At 45.9% G+C, this 20159-nt stretch carries 19 protein-coding genes; 10 read left to right on the top strand and 9 right to left on the bottom strand.

Going from position 1 to position 20159, the window contains the following annotated elements:
- Nucleotides 1-244 precede the first annotated feature (244 nt).
- The 3 genes from Q7V32_RS05180 to Q7V32_RS05190 are packed head-to-tail and all read right to left on the bottom strand — an operon-like array spanning nt 245 to nt 3336.
- A complete protein-coding gene (locus tag Q7V32_RS05180) occupies nt 245-928 on the bottom strand; it encodes a 2'-5' RNA ligase family protein (RefSeq protein ID WP_304895917.1) in 684 nt (227 codons plus the stop codon).
- 60 nt (nt 929-988) lie between these two features.
- Nucleotides 989-1657, bottom strand: coding sequence for a hypothetical protein (locus Q7V32_RS05185; RefSeq protein ID WP_304895918.1), 669 nt, complete (start codon nt 1655-1657; stop codon nt 989-991).
- Between the two features lie 5 nt (nt 1658-1662).
- The gene (locus Q7V32_RS05190) at nt 1663-3336 is read right to left on the bottom strand and encodes a bifunctional UDP-sugar hydrolase/5'-nucleotidase (RefSeq protein ID WP_304895919.1); all 1674 of its coding nucleotides are present in this window, start codon (nt 3334-3336) and stop codon (nt 1663-1665) included.
- 302 nt (nt 3337-3638) lie between these two features.
- Between Q7V32_RS05190 and Q7V32_RS05195 the strand changes: the two genes are divergently transcribed.
- Nucleotides 3639-5888 carry a bifunctional SulP family inorganic anion transporter/carbonic anhydrase gene (locus Q7V32_RS05195; protein ID WP_304895920.1) on the top strand — a complete coding sequence of 750 codons (2250 nt, stop codon included), beginning with the start codon at nt 3639-3641 and terminating at the stop codon, nt 5886-5888.
- A 79-nt stretch (nt 5889-5967) separates the two neighbouring features.
- Here the strand turns inward: Q7V32_RS05195 and glnD are convergent, their stop codons facing one another.
- The 5 genes from glnD to egtB form a co-directional block, all read right to left on the bottom strand.
- The gene (gene glnD / locus Q7V32_RS05200) at nt 5968-8679 is read right to left on the bottom strand and encodes a [protein-PII] uridylyltransferase (protein ID WP_304895921.1); all 2712 of its coding nucleotides are present in this window, start codon (nt 8677-8679) and stop codon (nt 5968-5970) included.
- Nucleotides 8680-8816: 137 nt separating this feature from the next.
- Nucleotides 8817-9458 carry a bifunctional 2-polyprenyl-6-hydroxyphenol methylase/3-demethylubiquinol 3-O-methyltransferase UbiG gene (locus Q7V32_RS05205; RefSeq protein WP_304895922.1) on the bottom strand — a complete coding sequence of 214 codons (642 nt, stop codon included), beginning with the start codon at nt 9456-9458 and terminating at the stop codon, nt 8817-8819.
- A 163-nt stretch (nt 9459-9621) separates the two neighbouring features.
- Nucleotides 9622-9903: a DUF427 domain-containing protein gene (locus tag Q7V32_RS05210; RefSeq protein WP_304895923.1), complete on the bottom strand. Its 282-nt coding sequence runs from the start codon at nt 9901-9903 to the stop codon at nt 9622-9624.
- A 36-nt stretch (nt 9904-9939) separates the two neighbouring features.
- Entirely contained in the window at nt 9940-10905 is a 966-nt protein-coding gene (egtD, locus tag Q7V32_RS05215) for an L-histidine N(alpha)-methyltransferase (protein ID WP_304895924.1), read from the bottom strand.
- A complete protein-coding gene (gene egtB / locus Q7V32_RS05220) occupies nt 10902-12176 on the bottom strand; it encodes an ergothioneine biosynthesis protein EgtB (protein ID WP_304895925.1) in 1275 nt (424 codons plus the stop codon). The genes egtD and egtB overlap by 4 nt, the downstream gene beginning before the upstream one ends.
- A 475-nt stretch (nt 12177-12651) precedes the next feature.
- On the opposite strand from egtB, the gene Q7V32_RS05225 reads away from it, so the two are divergent.
- Complete coding sequence (locus tag Q7V32_RS05225) at nt 12652-13098, top strand: DUF1566 domain-containing protein (protein WP_304895926.1); 447 nt, start codon at nt 12652-12654, stop codon at nt 13096-13098.
- Between the two features lie 184 nt (nt 13099-13282).
- Here Q7V32_RS05225 and Q7V32_RS05230 read toward each other — a convergent pair whose 3' ends face one another.
- Nucleotides 13283-13549, bottom strand: coding sequence for a DUF1488 family protein (locus tag Q7V32_RS05230; RefSeq protein ID WP_304895927.1), 267 nt, complete (start codon nt 13547-13549; stop codon nt 13283-13285).
- 445 nt (nt 13550-13994) lie between these two features.
- Here Q7V32_RS05230 and nifB point away from each other — a divergent pair, with 445 nt between their 5' ends.
- The 8 genes from nifB (at nt 13995) to Q7V32_RS05270 (ending at nt 20157) form a co-directional block, all read left to right on the top strand.
- Complete coding sequence (gene nifB, locus Q7V32_RS05235; protein ID WP_304895928.1) at nt 13995-15485, top strand: nitrogenase cofactor biosynthesis protein NifB; 1491 nt, start codon at nt 13995-13997, stop codon at nt 15483-15485.
- 51 nt (nt 15486-15536) lie between these two features.
- Nucleotides 15537-15815 (top strand): ferredoxin, encoded by a 279-nt coding sequence (locus tag Q7V32_RS05240; RefSeq protein ID WP_159653090.1) that lies wholly within the window; start codon nt 15537-15539, stop codon nt 15813-15815.
- 184 nt (nt 15816-15999) lie between these two features.
- A complete protein-coding gene (locus Q7V32_RS05245) occupies nt 16000-16425 on the top strand; it encodes an ArsC/Spx/MgsR family protein (protein ID WP_304895929.1) in 426 nt (141 codons plus the stop codon).
- Nucleotides 16422-17702, top strand: a complete 1281-nt coding sequence (locus Q7V32_RS05250; protein WP_304895930.1) for an FprA family A-type flavoprotein — start codon at nt 16422-16424, stop codon at nt 17700-17702. Before Q7V32_RS05245 ends, Q7V32_RS05250 begins: the two co-directional genes overlap by 4 nt.
- A 61-nt stretch (nt 17703-17763) precedes the next feature.
- Nucleotides 17764-18051: a 2Fe-2S iron-sulfur cluster binding domain-containing protein gene (locus tag Q7V32_RS05255; RefSeq protein ID WP_159653084.1), complete on the top strand. Its 288-nt coding sequence runs from the start codon at nt 17764-17766 to the stop codon at nt 18049-18051.
- A 26-nt stretch (nt 18052-18077) separates the two neighbouring features.
- Nucleotides 18078-18428, top strand: a complete 351-nt coding sequence (locus Q7V32_RS05260) for a 2Fe-2S iron-sulfur cluster binding domain-containing protein (protein ID WP_159653083.1) — start codon at nt 18078-18080, stop codon at nt 18426-18428.
- Between the two features lie 31 nt (nt 18429-18459).
- A complete protein-coding gene (locus Q7V32_RS05265; protein ID WP_304895931.1) occupies nt 18460-19074 on the top strand; it encodes a nitrogen fixation protein NifQ in 615 nt (204 codons plus the stop codon).
- Nucleotides 19075-19500: 426 nt separating this feature from the next.
- Entirely contained in the window at nt 19501-20157 is a 657-nt protein-coding gene (locus tag Q7V32_RS05270) for a hypothetical protein (protein ID WP_304895932.1), read from the top strand.
- Nucleotides 20158-20159 lie beyond the last annotated feature (2 nt).

Raw genomic sequence — 20159 nt, forward strand, 5'->3', positions numbered from 1 at the left:
CTCTCGCATGACTTAACGCCGTTTCGCGATGCCTTGCAGGTTTTCTCCGCAAGCTACGAAAACCCGCCCGGCGCTACGGCTATCGGGGACTAAAAATCTTCACTTCGCTGGCGCTCCGTTTCCAAGATTTTCAGCGTATGATATTTTTACCATGCGTCAGACAATGACCATTGGCGTCTGTTCATTTTTTGGATAACTAATGTTTTGCAATTTTAAAACAGGATAATGACTTTTCACTCGTTGCTTATTTGAAAGGCGAGGGTTCGTGCCATTCAATTCTGGCTTGTTCCAAATGGAAATCGGCGAGGGTTCTTAATGGACCGCCAATTTCAGCTGCGGCATAACTCATTAGGCTGATTCGCTCGATTAAACAGGATGTTACGTCGCTTTGTGAAAATGTTTTTATACGCGCAAAAACAGGTTCTCTTGGCCAAGTCCCTGCATAGAGTCCAACCGTTACATGAGGGGTGTAAACGCTACTAAAACCCAGATGCGCCGATGAAGTCAGGCAAGTGCGCAAACTAGCAATGCTCGTGCTGGTATCGGTAACATGCAAAAAAGGGGCAGAAGAAAAACTCGACAATGTACCAATTTTGATTTCAAAAGGCTTGAGAGAGGCCTGACTTATCCATGACAGCTGGGATTCAAAGAAATTGGCCCCGAAATCGTCTGAGTGTTTGGGATTATTGCTTGGAAATCCGCAGATGCTTAAAGTGATATGGGGTTGGCGGTTATAGTCATCCAGCAGAAATTCGGACAGATGTTGCTTTGCGGCATTGACCTTCTGACGGACACCAGGGTAATCAACGTCAATTGCCCATAATGCAAAACGCGATCGGCCTAAATGCCAATCCGGAAAATCCCTGCGTACATTGGGGATGGTATAAAGGCCATCGAAATAATGATAGTCAGTGTTGGTAACAGCCATTAATCAAGTTAAAGAATTGTTTGGCAAGAGGTTCATCAAATGAATCAACCTAATGTTCGGTTAACCTTGTATCTTGAGCAGAGATTTAAGTCCATCAGGGTTACCGTATCGTTTCACCCGGTCTTTATAGCTTATCAACGATGCAGCCAGGGCTTTATTTTTGTCGATACAAATGGCAACGGCTTCCAGTTTTGGATTCGGTCTTCGGATTTCATAACCGTGTGTTGAAATACCAATCACTTCTCTGGCTGTCACCGTTATTCGCTTCATCGTGTCGTCCCACAGATTGCTCCAGCTAAGCGGCGAGGCAAAATGAAATTCAGTTAGGGCCTGGAGGCTCCCCAGTAACCAGGCGTCATTTGCCAGTAAAGACCAGTTTCGGGTGTCCAGAATACTGCCAATCGGGCCCGTCGATTCTTCGGCGAGTGTGCCGAGGTTTTCTTTCATGATGGCATCAATACTTGGAAATGACTCGTCAGATGGAACCCAGGTAAATTCTTTTTCGCCGTTGTCTTTGCGGACACTTACCCTGAGTGCCAGGCGGCCGACAATGGTCACCCCGAAAGCTATGGTGTTTCCATCGGCGTCAAGTAATGTCGTCCCCTGTCTGGCATGCTGATAGATTTTAAAAGCTGTGTCGATATTTTGCGGTTTTAACGAATCATCAGAATAATAATCTGTGCCGCACTCAAGCGCATCCTGCCGGAAATGATTAATATGATCGTACATGGTTTTTACTGTTCTTCACGGATGATTCTGCCTTCTATTTGATAGCTTACGGTTTTGTCAGGCAACTTGCTGATCGCTTCCTCGACGGTTTTGCGGAAACTCACCGCCGTTCCGTTATCGAGACGGGTGGGACTTGATTTTCCTGCGCCTATAGCAAAGAGATTATAGCCATCGGTAAAGCCTTTTTCCCAAATGAAATCATTAGTGGCTACCCGGTATTTTTTATTAATATCCAGCGGTTGGTAAGCAGAGTTACCTCGCAATTTGACCTCAACATCGGCCGGCGCTATGGAATAGGAATAATCGTCATTTGATTTCATCGCGAGATACTTGAAACGAAGCCCGGAGACCTGAAGAAAACGGCCGTCACCCAGATGAGATTTTGACACCGAGTTTTTCAGGACTTCCATCAGCTGGGCGCCGGAAAGCTCGAAACTAACCAGTCCATTGTCGTAATAAAAAAGGCCTTCCATATCATAAACCGTGATCGGGCCGGGCGGAATGTTGTCGTTCATGCGAATGCCCCCGCCATTGGTAAACGCAATGTCGGTTTTCATGTGCTCTCGGATGACATCGGTCAGAAAATTACCCAGAGCCGTTTCCCTGCCTCGCACTGCCGATTCGACACCTTCCAGAAGATAGCGGGTATAGCCTAATACTTGGTTAAGCACCTTGTTTTTATTGCTGAGCTCTTCCGTCAATCGGGTTAACTGCTTGCTCACCTCCGCATCGACCCGAGCATCTTTTTCTAGCTTACTACTCACCTCGATTTTCCGGTGACGGGTTTCGACGCTGCCGTCAGGCAAAACACAGACATCATGAAGCACGGCGCTCTGAATGTCTGCATCGGCCTTGGTAATCCAGGCCTTACCGACTTGTTGCTCAATATAAAAATGCTCATGACCGCCAATTATCAGGTTTATTTCCGGATACGCATGCGCCAGCCATTGATCCTGGTCAAGAGTCTGATGCGTCAGCGCGATAATCACAGCGGCGCCTTTTGCCTTTAAATCGGCTATGGCCTTACTGATCACTTTACGGCGAACTTCGAGGTCGTAATCGAAGCTGACATAAGGCGGTTGCTGACTGTCCAGCGTGATGCCGAACAGGCCTACCTTCAGGCGGTTGATGTCCTTGATCAGAACCTCGTGGACATTGGACAGCCGTTCAGAGAAGGGGGCTCCTGATGACTGCTCGGAGGAACGGTACCGGACATTGGATGAAATCCAGGCAAAATCTGACTGAGCAATGCGTCCTAACAACACGCCCGGATCGGGATCGTCAAATTCATGGTTGCCGAACACGACTATCATACGTTCATCGAAAGCCGATTCCTGGCCATCCATCAGGTTTAAAATTTTAATCATGCCATCGCCTTTTAAATACTTGCTCATGACCGATGGAAACAGAAAATCTCCTCCGTGCAGCATCAATACCTGATTACCCGCATCCTCAAGCTGCTTGCGAAGCGTGCGCAAACGAGCAAAACCACCGATACTGCCGTTTTCCAGGCCCTCGATTTTATAGGTATCATTAATTTGCAAAATCGAAAAATGCGCTTCGGGTTGATCCAGAGTCAAATCGACTCTATTACCAAGAACTTTTATGTCCGAACAACTTGCGGTCCATAGCAGGACATTGATGAACGAAAAAAACCTAACTGCCCTCAAGTAGTTCATCGCATCACCTGTTTTGTTGTTACATACGTCATTTAAGAGCCGTTTTATAATGGGACGTAAAAATCACCAGTTGCCGGATGACATCGTTCTATGGTTTTAACTGGAGGCTATAGCTGCGATAATACTGGATTATGACGCCTCGCGGATTAATTATCCCGGATAACTTTTTAAAAAATCTAGCTATACAACCCGTTTGATCCAAGCGTATTTGGCCTTTCATTCTCACCGGAATTCCCCCTCAAGCCCCATTTTGTAAGGGGAGTTATATTTGGCGGTATCCTAAATTATTTTATGTTTAAAAAATGCAAACTCATAAGCCCCCAAATAGAAACAGTGACCTGTTCGCCAGCCTGAAATACGACTTTCCAGCAGGTATTGCGGTTTTTCTGATTTCCATTCCATTGTCTCTGGGAATTGCACTAGCCTCTGGAGCGCCGCTGTTCTCCGGCTTGATTGCCGGTATTATCGGAGGAATAATCATTGCGCCATTGAGTGGTTCCGCGTTGGGAATCAGTGGTCCAAGTGCGGGAATCGCTGTTATTGTTCTGTCGGCCATTGAAACGCTTGGTTTTAAGGGTTTCCTTCTCTCGCTGTTGGTGGCTGGGATAATCCAGATAATCATGGGCCTGACCCGGGCCGGGGTTATTGCTTATTATTTTCCGTCGTCTGTCATTAACGGTATGTTGTCGGGCATAGGCATCATTCTTTTTCTGAAACAAATTCCTCATGCCGTTGGCTATGACCTGGATTATGAAGGTGACACTTCATTTTTTCAGGCGGATAGCTACTCGTCTTTTTCCGAGTTGTCGCACATGCTGGAATATAGTTCGCCTACCGCTATTGTAATAGCGCTTATATCGCTGGCGATTCTTATACTCTGGGAGCAACCGATTATGAGGCATTACCGGTTTTTTCAGCTGTTTCAAGGGGTTTTAACCGCAATCGTAGTGGCTGTGCTGATCAATCAAGGGCTGCAAAGTTTCTATCCGGAACTGGCGTTAACTGGTAATCATCTGGTTATGGTGCCTGTGCTGCAAAATTCCGGCGATTTATTGAGTCAGCTTCATTTTCCCGATTTTTCCCAGTTTAACAATCCGACAATTTACCTTACCGCTTTAACGCTGGCGGTTGTTGCCAGTTTGAAGACGCTAATCTCTTTGGAAGCGGTTGATAAAATGGATCCCATTAAAAGAGTCACCTCGGCTAACCGCGAACTGATAGTTCAGGGCATAGGCAATGCCTTCAGTGGTTTGCTCGGCGGTATTCCTCTGGCGCAAGTCGTCGTGCGCAGTTCCATTAATGTTCAATCCGGCGCAAAAACCAAAGCGGCCGGTGTCATTTATGGCTTGCTGCTGTTTTTTGCGGTCATTCTTATACCGACGCTGCTCAACAAAATTCCTTTAGCCAGCTTAGCAAGCGTGTTATTAGTTGTGGGTTATAAGCTCATCAGGCCGGAATCTTTCAGGGTCATGTACAAAGCGGGCTTGTATCATTTTATCCCGTTCTGCATGACTATTTTGGGGATGGTTTTTACCGACTTGCTCATTGGTCTGACTATCGGCCTGATTACCGCCTTGTTTTCTATTTTGCTTGAAAACTATAAAACCGCCTTTTATTTTAATGAGTCTCACATCGGCAATAAAACCATACTGCGCTTATCCGAACATGTCTCTTTTCTGAATAAGGCTAATATCCAGCAAACCTTTGAACAATTGCCCGACTACTCAGACGTTGTGATTGACGCAACCCGTTCAAAATACATTGATTATGATGTCTACGAAATCATTGAAAACTTCAAGGTCGAGGCCCAGCGCAAGCATATCAAACTGACTATAGAAAACCTGCGCGGCTACGGCGTTCTTTCTCCGGTTGAGAATGCACGGGCACCCACCTACGACATCCAGAAAGCATTGCCTCCTGCTAAAGTGCTGGAGCTGCTGAAAGAAGGCAATGAGCGCTTTGTTAATAATCTCAAGTCAAACCGGAATTTACTGGAACAGATTAACGATACCCGGCAAGGGCAATTCCCGATTGCAATTATTCTTAGCTGCATGGATTCCCGTACATCGGTAGAGCTGATTTTCGATCAGGGCTTGGGCGATGTTTTCAGTGTTCGGGTGGCGGGCAACGTTATCAATGACGATATTCTCGGCAGCATGGAATACGCTTGTAAAATTGCGGGTTCAAAGTTAGTCGTGGTGCTGGGACACTCCCATTGCGGAGCGATCAAAGGCGCTTGCGCACATGTTGAACTGGATCATTTGAGCGGGCTTTTACACAAAATCAAGCCGGCTGTAGATGCTGTGAATGCAGAGCAATCTTTAGCGGTAACGGCTGATAACGAAGACGAGGTACAAAAGGTCTCCGATAAAAATGTACAGTTGACCGTCGAGCAGATCAGAAGCAAAAGTACTTTGCTGGATGGCATGGTCAAAAGCGGCGAGATTGACATTGTCGGTGCGATGTACAGCATTGAAACCGGAAAAGTGAAATTTTATGGTTTTGATGATAAAACAATCCTGAGGGAAAACTACTCGCCCGCTTTGAACTAGAAGTTTAGGTGCTTGATTTCAAAGGACGCCTAAATACACCCCTGTAGCTCTCAGCAACATCCCTGTTGCAGAAGCCTTTTCAATCATCAAGCACTTTAAGAATTTCGGCTTCTATTTTCTGTTGCTCTTCCGGCTCTGTGATGGGTAAGTGGTGTTGATTTGTAACATAAAACATATCTTCTGCGCGACTGCCGATAGTCGTAATTTTGGCACTGTGCAGATGTATGCCCTGATCTAAAAAGACATGGCCGATTTTAGATAATAGACCGGCATGGTCGGTTGTGATCAGTTCGATCATCGTCTGCCGACTGACCGAATCGGCATTGAATCTTATACTGGAAGGAATCGGGAAGTGTTTTGCCTGCCTTGACTGGCGGTGGATATTGCCGTCCCCTTTGACTTCCTTTTGCAACAGGCTGGCGCGCAGGGTTTTACAGATTTGAACTTCTCTAAACAATTCGTTGATGGGTTGTCCTGATTGTTCAAGCACCTGAAAGCTGCTCAGGACATAATTGTCGATTGTGGTCACAAATCGGGCATCGAGAATGGTCAGGCCCAAGTGGTCGAGGGTTGCTGTACTCAGTGAAAAGATTGTTCCTTCGTTGATGGTATAAATGAAAATTTCAGCACTGCCCAACTGCGTTTGCGGACGCAGCAGGACCAGAGGGAATTCGGCTTCACTGGAAGAGGCTATTGCGATGGTATGCCAAGCAATTTCATCGGCTGAAAAACGTAAAAAATAATCGTCACTCGCATGCCGCCAGGAAGCATCAATGGACGGTTCGGATAAGCCCAGTTTAATGAGTTCCTCTCTCGCTTCTTTTTTGGTTTCTAGACGTCGATCAGCGAGTGCGGCCGGATTTAACAAGCCGGTTTGCAGCGCTTTATAAGTGACGGCATAAAGCTCCTTGAGTAAGGCATCCTTCCATGAATTCCAGAGTTTAGGATTGGTTGCCCGTATATCGGCAACGGTCAGTAAATACAGATGCTTAAGGTATTCTATGCTGCCTACCTTACGGGCAAATTTATGAATGACATCCAGATCGCTGATATCCCGCCTTTGAGCTGTCTTTGACATGATCAGGTGATAGCGAACCAGCCAGGTAATCAGCTTGGTATCGTGCGTGGAAAGGTTATGTTGAATGCAGAAATTTCTGGCGATATCTTCACCAATGACTGAATGATCTCCGTTTCTGCCTTTGGCAATGTCATGAAACAGAGCGGCCAGATACAGCACTTCCGGTTTTTCGATCAATAAAAAGATTTGATTGCAATAGGGCAGTTCATCACTATGAAGTTCCAGCGAAAAGCGGCGCAAATTACGGATTACAAAAAGCGTATGTTCGTCTACGGTATAGACGTGAAACAAGTCATATTGCATCCTTGCAACGATATTGGCAAAACAGGGCAAATAAGCGGCTAAGATGCCGTAGCGATTCATCCGTCTTAACTGTTGGGTGATGCCTCTGGGCTGCCGGAATATTTCTATAAACAGACGATTGGCCGTTTTATTTTGCCGGAAATCTTCATCGATCAGATGCAGGCTTTTTCGTATCAAGCGGATGGTCGTCGCTCTGACGCCGGTCAGTGAACTGTTTTGCTGCAGCAGCAGAAAAATCTCGAAAAAGGCCGTAGGCTCTCTCTCGAAAACTTCATCATCTATCGCTTCAAGATAGCCGTTGATGACCTTGAAATGGTCGTTGAGAGGTGTCGAGTTTTCGGCTGAGTCACCAAAGATAAATCGCTCGTTAAATAGCTGCAACAGCATTTCATTTTGTCTTTCCAGACCTTGCACCGTTTTAAAGTAAAACTGCATGAACTGTTCAACATCTTCATTGTAGTGCTGGTTTTCTTCGCTGAAGCCAAATTGTTGGGCAAGGGCGCGTTGATGATCAAAGAACAGGCGGTTTTCACAACGCCGCGTTAAAAGATGCAGCGCATAACGAATACGCCACAGCACATCCAGCGCAGCGAGTAGATCGGCATATTCGGATTTGGGTAAAAAACCGAACTTGACCAGTTCCTCGGGCAGAAATCCGAATTTGACCAGTTCCCTGAGTTCTGAGGTGTCGTAATGCCGTTTGAATACCCAGGCAATGACATGCAGGTCGCGCAACCCGCCAGGACCTTCCTTGATATTGGGTTCAAGATTGTAAGCGGTGTCATGGTACTTTTTGTATCGGCGTTTCTGCTCTTGCATTTTAGCCGCAAAAAACTGGTCGGCCGGCCAAATCTTTTCGGGTGTGATTTCGGCTTTCAGTGCCTCCAAAAGAATAACAGAACCATTTATCAGCCTGATTTCCATAAGGCTGGTCATAATGGTCTGATCGAGTTTGGCCGCCTCTACACATTCATGGATAGTGCGCACGCTAAAGCCCGGCTTCAAGCCAATATCCCAAAGAAAAGTCAAAAAGCGACCAAGGCCTTCATTGATAACGGTTGATTCTTCAAAATTCAGCAATACCAAAATATCAATATCAGAATAGGGAAACAATTCCCTGCGTCCGTAGCCTCCGACTGCACACAGTGACAACTGAGATACATATTCGCCCAGGAAATATTGGCAGCAGCAACTTAGAATTTGATCGATAAAATCAGACTTTTCCTCGAGTAAGGCGGCGACTGATTGGTGTGGATCAAATTTCTCGCTGAGGTGGATGTCCTGTTGTTTGAGGAGTTCCTTAAACAACAGCAAACTGTCTTGTCGGGCAAAAAGGGAAGAGTTGATATTCGGAAATAAGTAAATCACAGGTTCACCCGGCGTAAAGTTACCTAGAAATATACGCTGCATACGAATCAAAAAAAAGCCGAAAAATAATTATTGATTCGGATTAAACACTTTTCGCCCGGTAAGTCAGGATGGTTGCTCCTGAATATGAGCTGCTTTATACCTGGCAGAGCCTTCGTATTTTTGGTGTTTTTCGTGGATCAAATGGTTATTCCAGGAGCAACGGCTTGAGCTACGATCGCTAACCAAGGTTGATCTTCAATGGCTTTGCCTAAAGGCCGGTAATAGTGATTCAGCACTGAAAATCCCGCTGTTTCAAGAAATCGCACACTGGTATCCAACTGAATGAAATGCCCGTATCGTTGTCCGGACCAGCCCTCGTCATTTCCGCGAGGATTAGATAAAAATAAAATGCCGCCGGGTCTTAATGCGGCATGCAGCTTATCAAGAACACGCGGCAGTTCGAGGCTGGGGACATGGAAAAGAGAGGCATTGGCAAAAATGCCATCGAAGTGGTATCCGGATAATTCCAGGTCAAGAAAGGTTTGATGAAGGATCTCGCAACCCGAGTACTGGCGAGCCATCGTGCAAAATACCTCACTGCCGTCCAAGCCAACGGGCCTGTGGCCCAGTGATTTGAAATACTGAACATCTCTTCCGGGGCCACAGCCCAAGTCTAAAATATCGAGTTTTTTATCGATTGGAAACGGGGCTAAAAAGGCCGCATAGTTCTGCGTTACGTCGTGATCTTTTGTCCCCTGCCAATAGGCTTCGGCATTTTGATTGTAGTGACTGAGCGTCACCGTTTCTATCAACGCCAACTCTTCTGCTTTATGGTCCATAGCTCGCCTTTTAAGCTGTGATCAATCATCATTCCGGTATTATGAACTGTTTTAGGTGCGGTCTTCTATCGTGGGGATTTTCGCAGCAATTCTCAGTTTGATCTTTTCGGCATCATTTTTTTCTCTTCAGATTGAGAATTGCTGGGGGTTTTTGAAATGCACTTTATTGAATAACGTCTACGCCCCGCCAGAATGCGAGGTGGTTTTTGATATTCAACGCTTTCGGCTTTGGATCCGGATAGAACCATGCGGCATCGCGGTTAATCGCATCATCCACGACGATATCGTAATAACTTGCCTCGCCTTTCCACGAACAGAAAGTGTGAGTGTTGCTTTCTTTAAGGAATTGGTCTTTAACCGAATCGGCAGGAAAATAATGATTACCCTCGACTATTACTGTGTTATCGCTTTCGGCAATGATGGCTTTGTTCCAGATAGCTTTCATTTTTTTGCTCCGTGTTGAATGAAATAGTGATTTTTTTCAGACAGCTACAAGAAAGTAAATGCTGAAAAGATGATTGTCATCGGACCATAATTTGAGCAACTTAAAGCCGCCGGCATTAGCCAGGGTCATAAATTCATCAGGACTGTATTTGTAAGAATTCTCGGTATGGATAGTTTCGCCTTTTATAAAGCGGAAATCCTGACCTGAAATGCTGACCTGCTGTTCTTCGCGACTGACCAGGTGCATTTCAATACGGCCTCGCTGGTCGTTGTAAAAGGCACGATGTTCAAAGCGGTCGAGGTCAAAGTGACCGTCCAGTTCGTTATTGATGCGGGTGAGCAGATTGCGATTGAACTCTGCTGTGATCCCGGCCGCATCATTGTAGGCTGCATTCAAGACGGAAGGCTCCTTTTTGCGGTCAAGTCCAATCAGCAAACCGCCCCCTTTGCCTGTTAGACGGTGTATTCCGGTTAGAAAATGCTGAACTTCCAGCGGGTCAAAATTGCCCAGACTGGAACCCGGAATGAATACGACACGCCGCCCTTGCGGGATTCCCTGCGGTAATATCATCTGCTGAGTAAAATCAAGGCAGGCTGCATAAATAGTGAGCCAGGGAAACTGCTGACCTAAATCGCAGGCCGATTGCTTCAGAAATTCACGGGAAATATCCATCGGGACATAGGCGGATGGGAGCAGACTTTCCAGCAGTAATTGTACTTTCTCGCAACTACCGCTTCCGGGTTCGATCAATATCGATCCCGGCTCAATCAGACGGCCTATTTCATCCGCATAGCTTTGTAACAGGTCACGTTCAACATTTGGGATGTAATATTCCGGCTGTTCCAGTATTGCTTCAAACAATTTTGATCCGGTTTCATCATAAAAAAACTTGGGGGCTATTTGTTTTTGTCGGCGGGAGAGACCTTTAAGGACTGCTTCACGAAAGCTTTCCAGTTCAGGTTGAAAATCGTGGAAACTGATTTTTTGGCTGAGTGCGTTCATAAGTGGTCCGCTAAACGGATGCCGGAAAATTGCCAGCGATCCTGTGGATAGAAAAAATTGCGGTAAGTTGGGCGGATATGATTCTCCGGTGTGACACAGGAACCGCCTCGTAATACCCACTGGTTGCACATGAATTTGCCGTTGTATTCACCCATGCTGCCTTCTAGCGGCTTAAAGCGTGGATAAGCCAGATAGGGTGAGGCCGTCCATTCCCATAACGAGCCATAGAATTGACCTTCACCGGCTTGCGGGTGAAAAACGCCGCTTTCACTAAAATGCCCTGTAACCGGTGTTTCGAGCATTTTTGTTTCAAGCTCGGCTTCCGATGGCAGCCGTTTGCCCGCCCATCGAGCATAAGCATCTGCTTCGTAATAACTGATATGCGCGACAGGTGCTGACGGATCCAGCGTCTCAAGTCCATAAAGAGTAAATTCAAGCCATTGGTCATCATGGTTTTCCCAATAAAGCGGCGCTATCCATTGGTTATTCCGGATGTGGCTCCAGCCATCAGATAGCCACAATTCAGGACGCATATAACCTCCGTCTTGCATGAAATCCAGAAATTCACTGTTGGTGATCAGTCGAGAACTTAAACGGTGCGGTTCCAGCCAAACCTGGTGCCGGGGCGTCTCGTTATCAAAAGTAAAGCCATCAATGCCGTCCGTCCCTATCGTTATCAGGCCGCCTGGGCGCTGCTCCCAATCTAATTTTCCGGTTTCTTCAATAGCCGGTTGAGATCGCTGCAGATAACGTGGTTTTAAGGGATTGTTCCAAAAGTTGTGCTTGATATCCATGAATAGCAACTCCTGATGCTGCTGTTCATGGTGTAAACCCAGAGTTAGACGAAAAGCGGCTTGTTGCCACAGGGATTCGTCGCAGTCATCCAGAAAATCCAAGATGCGGTTATCAATCTCAGAACGGTAATCCAACACCTGTTCAACGGTCGGACGTGACAATAAACCGCGTTTTGCCCGTGCATGCATTGCACCAACGGTTTGATAATAGGAGTTAAACAAATAACCGTATTCCGGGTTGACGGTTTGATAACCTGGATCGAATGCTTCCAGCAAAAAGGTTTCAAAGAACCAGGTCACATGTGCCAAATGCCATTTGGGCGGACTGGTCTCAACGCCGCTTTGAATTTGATAGTCATCGACCATCAAGGGTGCACAAATTTCCAGACTGATATTGCGGACACGCTGGTAATCTGCAATTAATTTTTGCCGTGAATTTGTCGGTATAGCCGGATGAGATTTTAATGGAGGCGACATTTGGAATTATTTAAAAGTTAATGCAATTAAAGCGATTCAAGGAGATAAAATAACAGCCAAAGCGGCTACTTCATGAGTTAATGATCTGCTATTTTCAAGATCTCAATGTACTGCCCGATCCCCTTTTGTCAAACAGCAGCAAGCAATGCGGCTGTATTTAACTTTAATAGTCAAAGTGGACCCCTCTCATTTTATTGGGGGTAGGTGGTTAATTGAAAAGGCTTCTGCAACAGGGATGTATTTACGTGACCTTTAAAATCAAGCGCCTACGCCCTCAATTCAAAGCAGGCGAGTAGTTACCTTCAAAAAATTGCTTTCTGGTCAGTCACGTTTTGTTGAGAATTTATGCAGCCCCGAACTTTTTATGAATAACCCGGTCACCAACAGAAGCGTTATGTCTGATGATCGCATTTAATTTAATCGGTACCTTATAGCGTGTTTTGTCACTTTAATAAAAATAGAAAGGGGTTTTGAAATGATTGAATTTAAAAGAGCATTAAAAGTCGCTACGATGGCAGCAGTCTTGCTGATGAGTCATGCGCTGCAAGCAGCGGATCAGACTGATTCGGCCAACTATGTTCCCGGCGATGTTGGCCCTCATGGCGGCATAGTCTATTTTGTCGATGCTTCGGGTGAGCATGGCTTGGAAGCCAAGGCTGCTGATGAGATAAATTCGCTTAATTGGAATGACGCGGTCATAGCGGCCAGTGCTTATGGGTCTAAATGGCGGTTGCCGTCAAAGACCGAATTAAAATTACTGTATGAACAAAGAAGCCGGGTGGGCGGTTTTGCCAATGACGACTATTGGAGCGCTACGGAACTGGACAGTAACAGCGCCTGGATTCAGGGCTTTTTTAACGGCGATCAGGACCGCTACAACAAATACAGTACGCTCCGAGTAAGAGCGGTTCACACTTTTTAATACGATAATCCTTAACCGTGTAGGATGGGCAAAGTTTGCGTGTCCATCAACAACACGGCCGAAATTTAATTTTCATTCCAAAACAGTGATGGGCACGGCGTTGCCTTTGCCCATCCTACTCGCTATTCCAGAGAGGCCCGTCTATTATCCGTAGGATGGGCAAAACTTGCGTGCCCATCAACCACTAATAAAGATCTTGCGTCTGGATCAGAACGGAGCCATCCAGTTCAAAATGCTCACTTTCTATCAGCCTTCTCGCAGCCTCTTGAATGGCCGTTCGATGTTGAGCTACTGAGCGCATCAGCTCATCATCCGCGTCCAATGAACCAAATTTATCTTTTAAACTTTGCAGTGAGATTCGGCAAAGTACACGCTTTTTGTCTACTTCGGCGACAACGGTCGCCATATTTGTCGTATTGTTGCAGCACTCAAGCCTAGGGAAAGAAATCATGATATCTCCTGATTCAGGTGTTCGATGGCTGGTCAATAGCATAGCGAGATGAGTTCGCCGGGGTATCGTCAATGGGCTAAGGTTGTTTCCAAACAAGGTTAGGCTTGCTCTCTTTGGTTTCTTTTATCTTAACCCGGTGAGTATACGCCCCTCAGGCAAGGTTCAATAACATGAATTTTTCAACTTATGTAAGCGCTGTTTATATTTGACGCGTCTGCATTTAACTTTATTGAATCCCATCCTTATCGATTTTTGCCAAACCTTTTCGCAATCAGGTAATTGTTTGTTTGCCCACATTCATCCTGACCATTGTTGTTATTTTTCCTACAAAATGTCTTTTCGTCGCTTGCGTAAGTCATTGAACTATCAGAATTAGTGGCTTTAGCAAGAATGGCATGAACCGTGCTGATAGCTAAATAACACTTAATCAGCGAGGTCAACCTTCATGGAATTGCCAGTACTAAACGAAAAGCCTGCAAGCCAGGGCGGTTGTTCCGCCGGGTCTTGTGGATCAACCGATGATCAACTGAATCATCTGTCCGATGAAATCAAAGCCAAGGTTCAAAATCATCCTTGCTACTCCGAAGATGCTCATCATTATTTTGCCCGTATGCACGTAGCGGTTGCACCGGCTTGTAATATTCAATGCCATTACTGTAACCGAAAATACGATTGCGCCAACGAGTCCCGGCCCGGTGTGGTTTCTGAATTATTAACACCGGATCAGGCCGTTAAAAAAACGATGGCGGTTGCAGCCAATATTCCGCAAATGACAGTATTGGGCATAGCCGGTCCCGGCGATCCATTAGCAAATCCGGAGCGAACGTTCGAAACATTTAGACGACTGAGCAAAGAAGCCCCCGACATTAAATTGTGCGTATCGACCAACGGTCTTTCACTGCCTGAATCGGTTGAGGAATTAGCCAAGCACAATATTGATCATGTCACGATTACGATCAACTGTGTCGATCCTGAAATTGGCGCGAAGATTTATCCCTGGATTTTCTGGGAAAACCGACGCATCAAAGGCAAAAAAGCGGCGAAAATTTTGATCGAGCAGCAGCAAAAAGGTCTGGAAATGCTGGTTGCCAAAGGCATTTTGGTTAAAGTCAATTCGGTGATGATTCCGGGTGTCAATGACAAGCATCTGGCCGAAGTCAGCCGGATAGTGAAGGCTAAAGGAGCCTTCTTGCACAATGTGATGCCTTTGATTGCTGAAGCCGAGCATGGCACCTTTTATGGTGTGATGGGACAGCGTGGACCAACCGGCGCCGAATTGCAAGAGTTACAAGACGACTGTTCCGGTGATATGAATATGATGCGTCATTGCCGTCAATGCCGTGCCGATGCGGTGGGTATGCTGGGCGAGGATAGAGGCGACGAATTTACGATGGATAAGATCGAATTGATGGACATCGATTACGAAGCGGCTATGGAAAAGCGAAAAGTGATTCATCAAGCGATAGAAGCAGAAATGAACAGCAAGCGCTCACAGAAATCCGAGTTTGCCGAACAAATCGCGCAAGAACCGAAACTCACGTCCCGCCCTGTTCTGATGGCGGTCGCTACCAGCGGACAAGGCGTTATCAATGTGCATTTTGGTCATGCCAAAGAGTTTCTGATTTATGAAGCGTCTCCTGAAGGTGTTCGTTTTATCAGTCATCGTAAAGCCGATCTTTATTGTGGTGGTGACAGCACTTGCGGTGATGGGGAATCGGTATTGCAAACCACTATTCGATCACTGGAAGGTTGTGAAGCTGTGTTGTGTTCCAAAGTCGGATTCGAACCCTGGGAAATGCTGGAAAACGCCGGGATCATGCCCAACGGTGAACATGCAATGGAACCGATAGAAGAGGCTGTGATGGCGGTTTACAAGGAAATGGCGAAAAGCGGCAAACTCGATGATATCTGTCTGGATAACCGGGCAACGGCTTAATCCGGATTGCTTGTTAAGCTCACTCCATTGGACTTGAACGGATGAACCATTATGTCTTTAAAAATCATCGAGACTTGCGTCAATTGTTTTGCCTGTGAACCCTTGTGTCCCAGCAAAGCAATCTATGAAGCTAAACCGCATTTTTTGATTGACAGTAAAAAATGCACCGAATGCGAAGGCGATTTTGCGGTACCGCAATGTGCGAATATTTGTCCCATTGAAGGAGCGATACTCGATGCCTTGGGTGTTGCGCTGAATCCTCCGGGATCTTTGACCGGTATTCCACCGGAAAAAATGGCTGAAGCAATGGCTGAGTTGCAGGCGCATTAAAGGGTAGGTTGGGTTGGTTCGGTAGATACTAACCCAATAGGTCAATGTCCAAGCTGGGTTACGGCCAACGCCTCGGGACTTGAATCTGAGGCAGTTCAGCGCTAATCCGGCCTACCAGCTAATGAAATGGGCGACAGTTTTTTATGCCGCAGCGAATTGACCGATTTTTTTAAGGTGAACTGTTATGGCACTTGTCTATTTTTACGAAAAACCGGGATGTCTGAACAACACCAGGCAAAAACAACTGCTGGTTGGCGCCGGACATCTGATTATTGTTCATGATTTATTGTCCGAACCTTGGCGCAATGACGTTGCCAGACTGCGCTCATTTTTTCATAACAGACCGGTTGCCGAATGGTTTAACCCTAGCGCTCCCCGAATCAAACAAGGCTTGGTAAATCCTCTGATCTTGTCAGAAAGTCAGGCGATTGCGGCAATGATAGAAGATCCCATTCTGATAAGGCGTCCGCTGATTGAATCGGACGGCATTCGCTGGGCAGGATTTGATGTTGAGCAGGTCGATGCCTGGATTGGATTGTCTGCGGGTGCCGCCGGACGCGATATGGAAACCTGTACCCGCGATAGACGGCAAGCCGGTGAACGCTCATGAATAAGCTTGAACTCCACGACAGTGATGGAAAGCCAAAAGCGGTCATGTTGTCCGAACGCGTGCATTGGGTGGGTTCTCTGGATCCTGATTTAAGAACATTCGACATTATTCTTAAAAGCGCTAACGGGACAACCTATAACGCTTATGTGATCAGAGGCAGCGAAGGCGTGGCTGTTGTCGATACGGTCAAGGAAGGTTTTGCCGATGATTTTTTCTCTAGACTTGAAAGTGTTGCCGATTATTCCGAAATTAAAGTCATCGTGCTGAATCATTTGGAGCCGGACCATACCGGAGCATTACCGGAATTGATGAAACGGGCACCGCAAGCGCAGCTTTATATCTCCCAAAAAGCGCAATCGATGTTGAAAGCCTTGCTCAAGCAGGATGAAATGAGTTATACGCCGGTATTAACCGGTGACCGGGTATCTCTGGGAGATCGGACCCTGGAATTTTTACATACCCCTTATCTGCATTGGCCCGATACCCAATGCACGTATTTGGCGGAGGAAAACATCCTGTTTTCCGGCGATGTGTTCGGCTGCCACTATTGCGATAACCGCTTATTTAATGATCATGTCGGCGATTTTCGCTTTTCGTTCGAATATTACTACGCGCACATCATGCGGCCTTTCAAAGATTATGTGATGCGTGCTCTGGATTTGATAGAACCTTTGCCGGTCACGATGATTGCGCCTACCCACGGTCCCATCTTGCGAGATAGACCGAGCCGCTATGTCAGACGGTATCGTCAGCTTTCCAGTCCATCATTGGCCAGTGAAATCAGTTGCGATCAAAAAACGCTGCTGATTTTTTATATCAGTTCCTATGGCAATACCCGGCGCATGGCGGAAGCTGTTTATGCAGGGGCAATGGAGGTGCCGGACGTCAGGGTATCGTTATACGATCTGGAAGGCGGCGAAGTGGACCCTTTTGTCGATTTGATCGAGGAAGCCGACGGTTTGATATTCGGAACGCCGACTATCAATGGTGATGCGGTAAAACCCATCTGGGATTTGTTGTCATCACTGACGGTCATCAATATCAAAACCAAGCTGGGTGGCGTTTTTGGCTCTTACGGCTGGACCGGCGAAGGCGTCCCGTTGGTTGAAGACCGGCTGCGCGGTTTGAAAATGCGTGTCCCTATCCCCGGATTGCGCGTCAAATTAATTCCTACCGATGAAGAAATTCAGGCCTGTCATGATTTCGGCCTGGAATTGGCCAAAGAATTAATGGGGCTGCGCAGTCAAAAAGTCCTCAATTTTGCCGATTTGGCTTGAAAGAGGAAAACAAGGCGATTCATGCGTCAATTATTACTAACTTTAACTAAGGAGTCACCCAATGGCCAAATCGACTATTACATTTGAAGATATCAACGTTACTGTCACCGTTCCTGCCGGAACCCGAGTCATCGAGGTTTCAGAAAAAGTCGGATCGGGGATTACCTACGGTTGCCGCGAAGGCGATTGCGGAACCTGCATTATGAAAGTGACCTCCGGTTGGAATCATCTGACTGAACCCTCCGTATTAGAAGACAAGATTTTAAGAGAAAACATGGCCGGTAAGCATAACCGGCTTGCCTGTCAGGCCCAGGTATTGGGCGGCGAAATTTCAGTACATCCAGTTTAAGTTTAAAAATTGTTGAGGAATAAATCATGGCTTTAGTTACATTTACAAGCCCGGATTACCGGGATAAAACCGTTTACGCGGTGGCCGGTAGTCACACGCAGTCAGTTTTAAAGCTGGCATTGGAGAACAAGATCCCGATTAATTTCGAATGCGAAGACGGCGAGTGCGGGACTTGCCTCGTCAGGGTAAGCAGTATCGACAACAAGCATCAACGTATGGGAGGTCCGTTAACTGATAAAGAAAGAATCATCTTGCAGCAACTGGGCAAAATCACTAAAGACCAAGTCGAAACGATGATTGTCGATGATTTGCCTACCGAATGGCGCTTAGCCTGTCAGATGATCGTCAGGGATGAGGACATTCGCGTCGAATATTGATTATTTAATCAGTTAATCAAGGTCTACTGCCTTGGCGACCTTCGCAATGACTCGTGAACGGATATTTCGGGAACTGGTAGAGCGTTCTAACCGATCCGGTAATGCAATCTGGTTGGCTAGAATGATTGCCAGTTGGCGAGTCGGCGAGGGCGCATTGCCCGATTATTTGGGGCTTTCCCCTGAACAATTCAATAATCTACGGAGCCATTGTTTTTCAGACATTGCCCTCCCTCATCTTGCCGTATCAGGCAAAACGGTCGATTACAGCCGGATGCTCGAAAAACAGGATCTGGAGACGTTACTGGGTGATTTTCGCGCGCCGGATGTGGCTGAAACTGAATGGATTATCGCTATCCTGGTTGCCGGATGCCTGGGCAGTGATCATCTATGGCAGGACTTGGGTTTATGGTCACGTTCGGAATTATCCGGATTGATGAGTCATAACTTCCCTGAACTGGCAGCACGCAACAACAAAGACATGAAATGGAAAAAGTTTTTGTATAAGCAGTTATGCGAAATGGAAGGCCTGAATCTTTGCCGCGCACCTTCATGCCAAGTCTGTCAGGATTATGGGCTGTGCTTTGCCTCGGAAGAATCAACAAGTGTAATCGATCAGGTTGAGCGTAATTTCAACCGGGATGCTTGATGCAAGAATTGGTAATCATCGTTATCAGGCAAATTTTGCAGTTTAATGAACTCATAATGGTGACTCGATCACAATCCCACTCGCTCTTAGCAGTTAATTTATAGCCGTATTTCAAATTTTATTTGGCCGACCTTTAGTGACTATTCGCAAATTCGGATAAGCGGTGAATTTTCTGCTATATCTATTTAACGCTAGCAATAAAACTTTATGCAGTCCATAGCGACTGATTTAAGCCGTTTGTACATAAATTACGAAGAGGCCATTCGTTCGGTAATAATTCAGCACACGATTTCTGCTCATTCCTTTGACATCAAAAGGCGGCCAGTATCGGCTTATCCTTTGCATTTGATCCCAAAAACTAGCCATGTCTATTAATCAAGGTGACAATTTTTTGAATATCCGGGTTGCTTTCAGGAGATAGGAAATATGATTGCGCTGCTCTATTTTGTCTTTTTCTTTTTAATCTATTTGCCCATTTCCATATGGGTTATTCGTAAAAGTTATCGATTTGCGAAAGTCAACTATCAACGCGGCTGGTTAGGCGGATTAGTTGCGGCGTTAATCATGTATAACCTGGTGTTTTGGGATCTAATTCCAACACTGATTATGTATAAATATTACTGCGATACCCAAGCTGGGTTCTTTGTTTATAAAACACCCAATCAGTGGAAAATAGAAAATCCTGATTTGACGACTGAGGATCTAAAACCATTGGGTAAGAATAAAGAAATGCTTTGGGACTTCCCCGTTAAAGGATTGATAAGCGATCCATCAGACAAAGTGTTAATGATAAACCAGCGAATTTACCTGGATGGCGATATCAAAAGAAATATTCTATATCCGTTACCTATTCATAAGACAACGCAATTTATAGCGGATAGTCGTGATAATCAGAAGCTAGCTAAACTTGTAACTTATAGCAGTGGCTATGGAAATATGTGGACCAGTAAAGATTTCAGTATTTTACAGTTAAAGCGTTGGTTAGTTAAAAGCTATTGTGGTAGTTATAAAACAGTCAGCGAACTGGAGCGAAGATCTGGATATAAAGCATTTATTAAACAAGTAATTGAACTTGGAGAGTAAAA

Origin of the sequence: Methylicorpusculum sp., from assembly GCF_030651835.1 — a bacterium.
Taxonomy (GTDB): Bacteria; Pseudomonadota; Gammaproteobacteria; order Methylococcales; family Methylomonadaceae; genus Methylicorpusculum.

Bases quoted from the DNA above. Each gene is read 5' to 3' on its own strand.
- Q7V32_RS05210 (WP_304895923.1), bottom strand. From the start codon at position 9,903: ATGAAAGCTATCTGGAACAAAGCCATCATTGCCGAAAGCGATAACACA.
- Q7V32_RS05185 (WP_304895918.1), bottom strand. From the start codon at position 1,657: ATGTACGATCATATTAATCATTTCCGGCAGGATGCGCTTGAGTGCGGC.
- Q7V32_RS05180 (WP_304895917.1), bottom strand. From the start codon at position 928: ATGGCTGTTACCAACACTGACTATCATTATTTCGATGGCCTTTATACC.
- Q7V32_RS05225 (WP_304895926.1), top strand. From the start codon at position 12,652: ATGATTGAATTTAAAAGAGCATTAAAAGTCGCTACGATGGCAGCAGTC.
- Q7V32_RS05190 (WP_304895919.1), bottom strand. From the start codon at position 3,336: ATGAACTACTTGAGGGCAGTTAGGTTTTTTTCGTTCATCAATGTCCTG.
- glnD (WP_304895921.1), bottom strand. From the start codon at position 8,679: ATGCAGCGTATATTTCTAGGTAACTTTACGCCGGGTGAACCTGTGATT.
- egtB (WP_304895925.1), bottom strand. From the start codon at position 12,176: ATGTCGCCTCCATTAAAATCTCATCCGGCTATACCGACAAATTCACGG.
- Q7V32_RS05250 (WP_304895930.1), top strand. From the start codon at position 16,422: ATGAATAAGCTTGAACTCCACGACAGTGATGGAAAGCCAAAAGCGGTC.
- Q7V32_RS05260 (WP_159653083.1), top strand. From the start codon at position 18,078: ATGGCTTTAGTTACATTTACAAGCCCGGATTACCGGGATAAAACCGTT.
- Q7V32_RS05205 (WP_304895922.1), bottom strand. From the start codon at position 9,458: ATGGACCATAAAGCAGAAGAGTTGGCGTTGATAGAAACGGTGACGCTC.
- Q7V32_RS05230 (WP_304895927.1), bottom strand. From the start codon at position 13,549: ATGATTTCTTTCCCTAGGCTTGAGTGCTGCAACAATACGACAAATATG.
- nifB (WP_304895928.1), top strand. From the start codon at position 13,995: ATGGAATTGCCAGTACTAAACGAAAAGCCTGCAAGCCAGGGCGGTTGT.
- egtD (WP_304895924.1), bottom strand. From the start codon at position 10,905: ATGAACGCACTCAGCCAAAAAATCAGTTTCCACGATTTTCAACCTGAA.
- Q7V32_RS05270 (WP_304895932.1), top strand. From the start codon at position 19,501: ATGATTGCGCTGCTCTATTTTGTCTTTTTCTTTTTAATCTATTTGCCC.
- Q7V32_RS05255 (WP_159653084.1), top strand. From the start codon at position 17,764: ATGGCCAAATCGACTATTACATTTGAAGATATCAACGTTACTGTCACC.
- Q7V32_RS05245 (WP_304895929.1), top strand. From the start codon at position 16,000: ATGGCACTTGTCTATTTTTACGAAAAACCGGGATGTCTGAACAACACC.
- Q7V32_RS05240 (WP_159653090.1), top strand. From the start codon at position 15,537: ATGTCTTTAAAAATCATCGAGACTTGCGTCAATTGTTTTGCCTGTGAA.
- Q7V32_RS05195 (WP_304895920.1), top strand. From the start codon at position 3,639: ATGCAAACTCATAAGCCCCCAAATAGAAACAGTGACCTGTTCGCCAGC.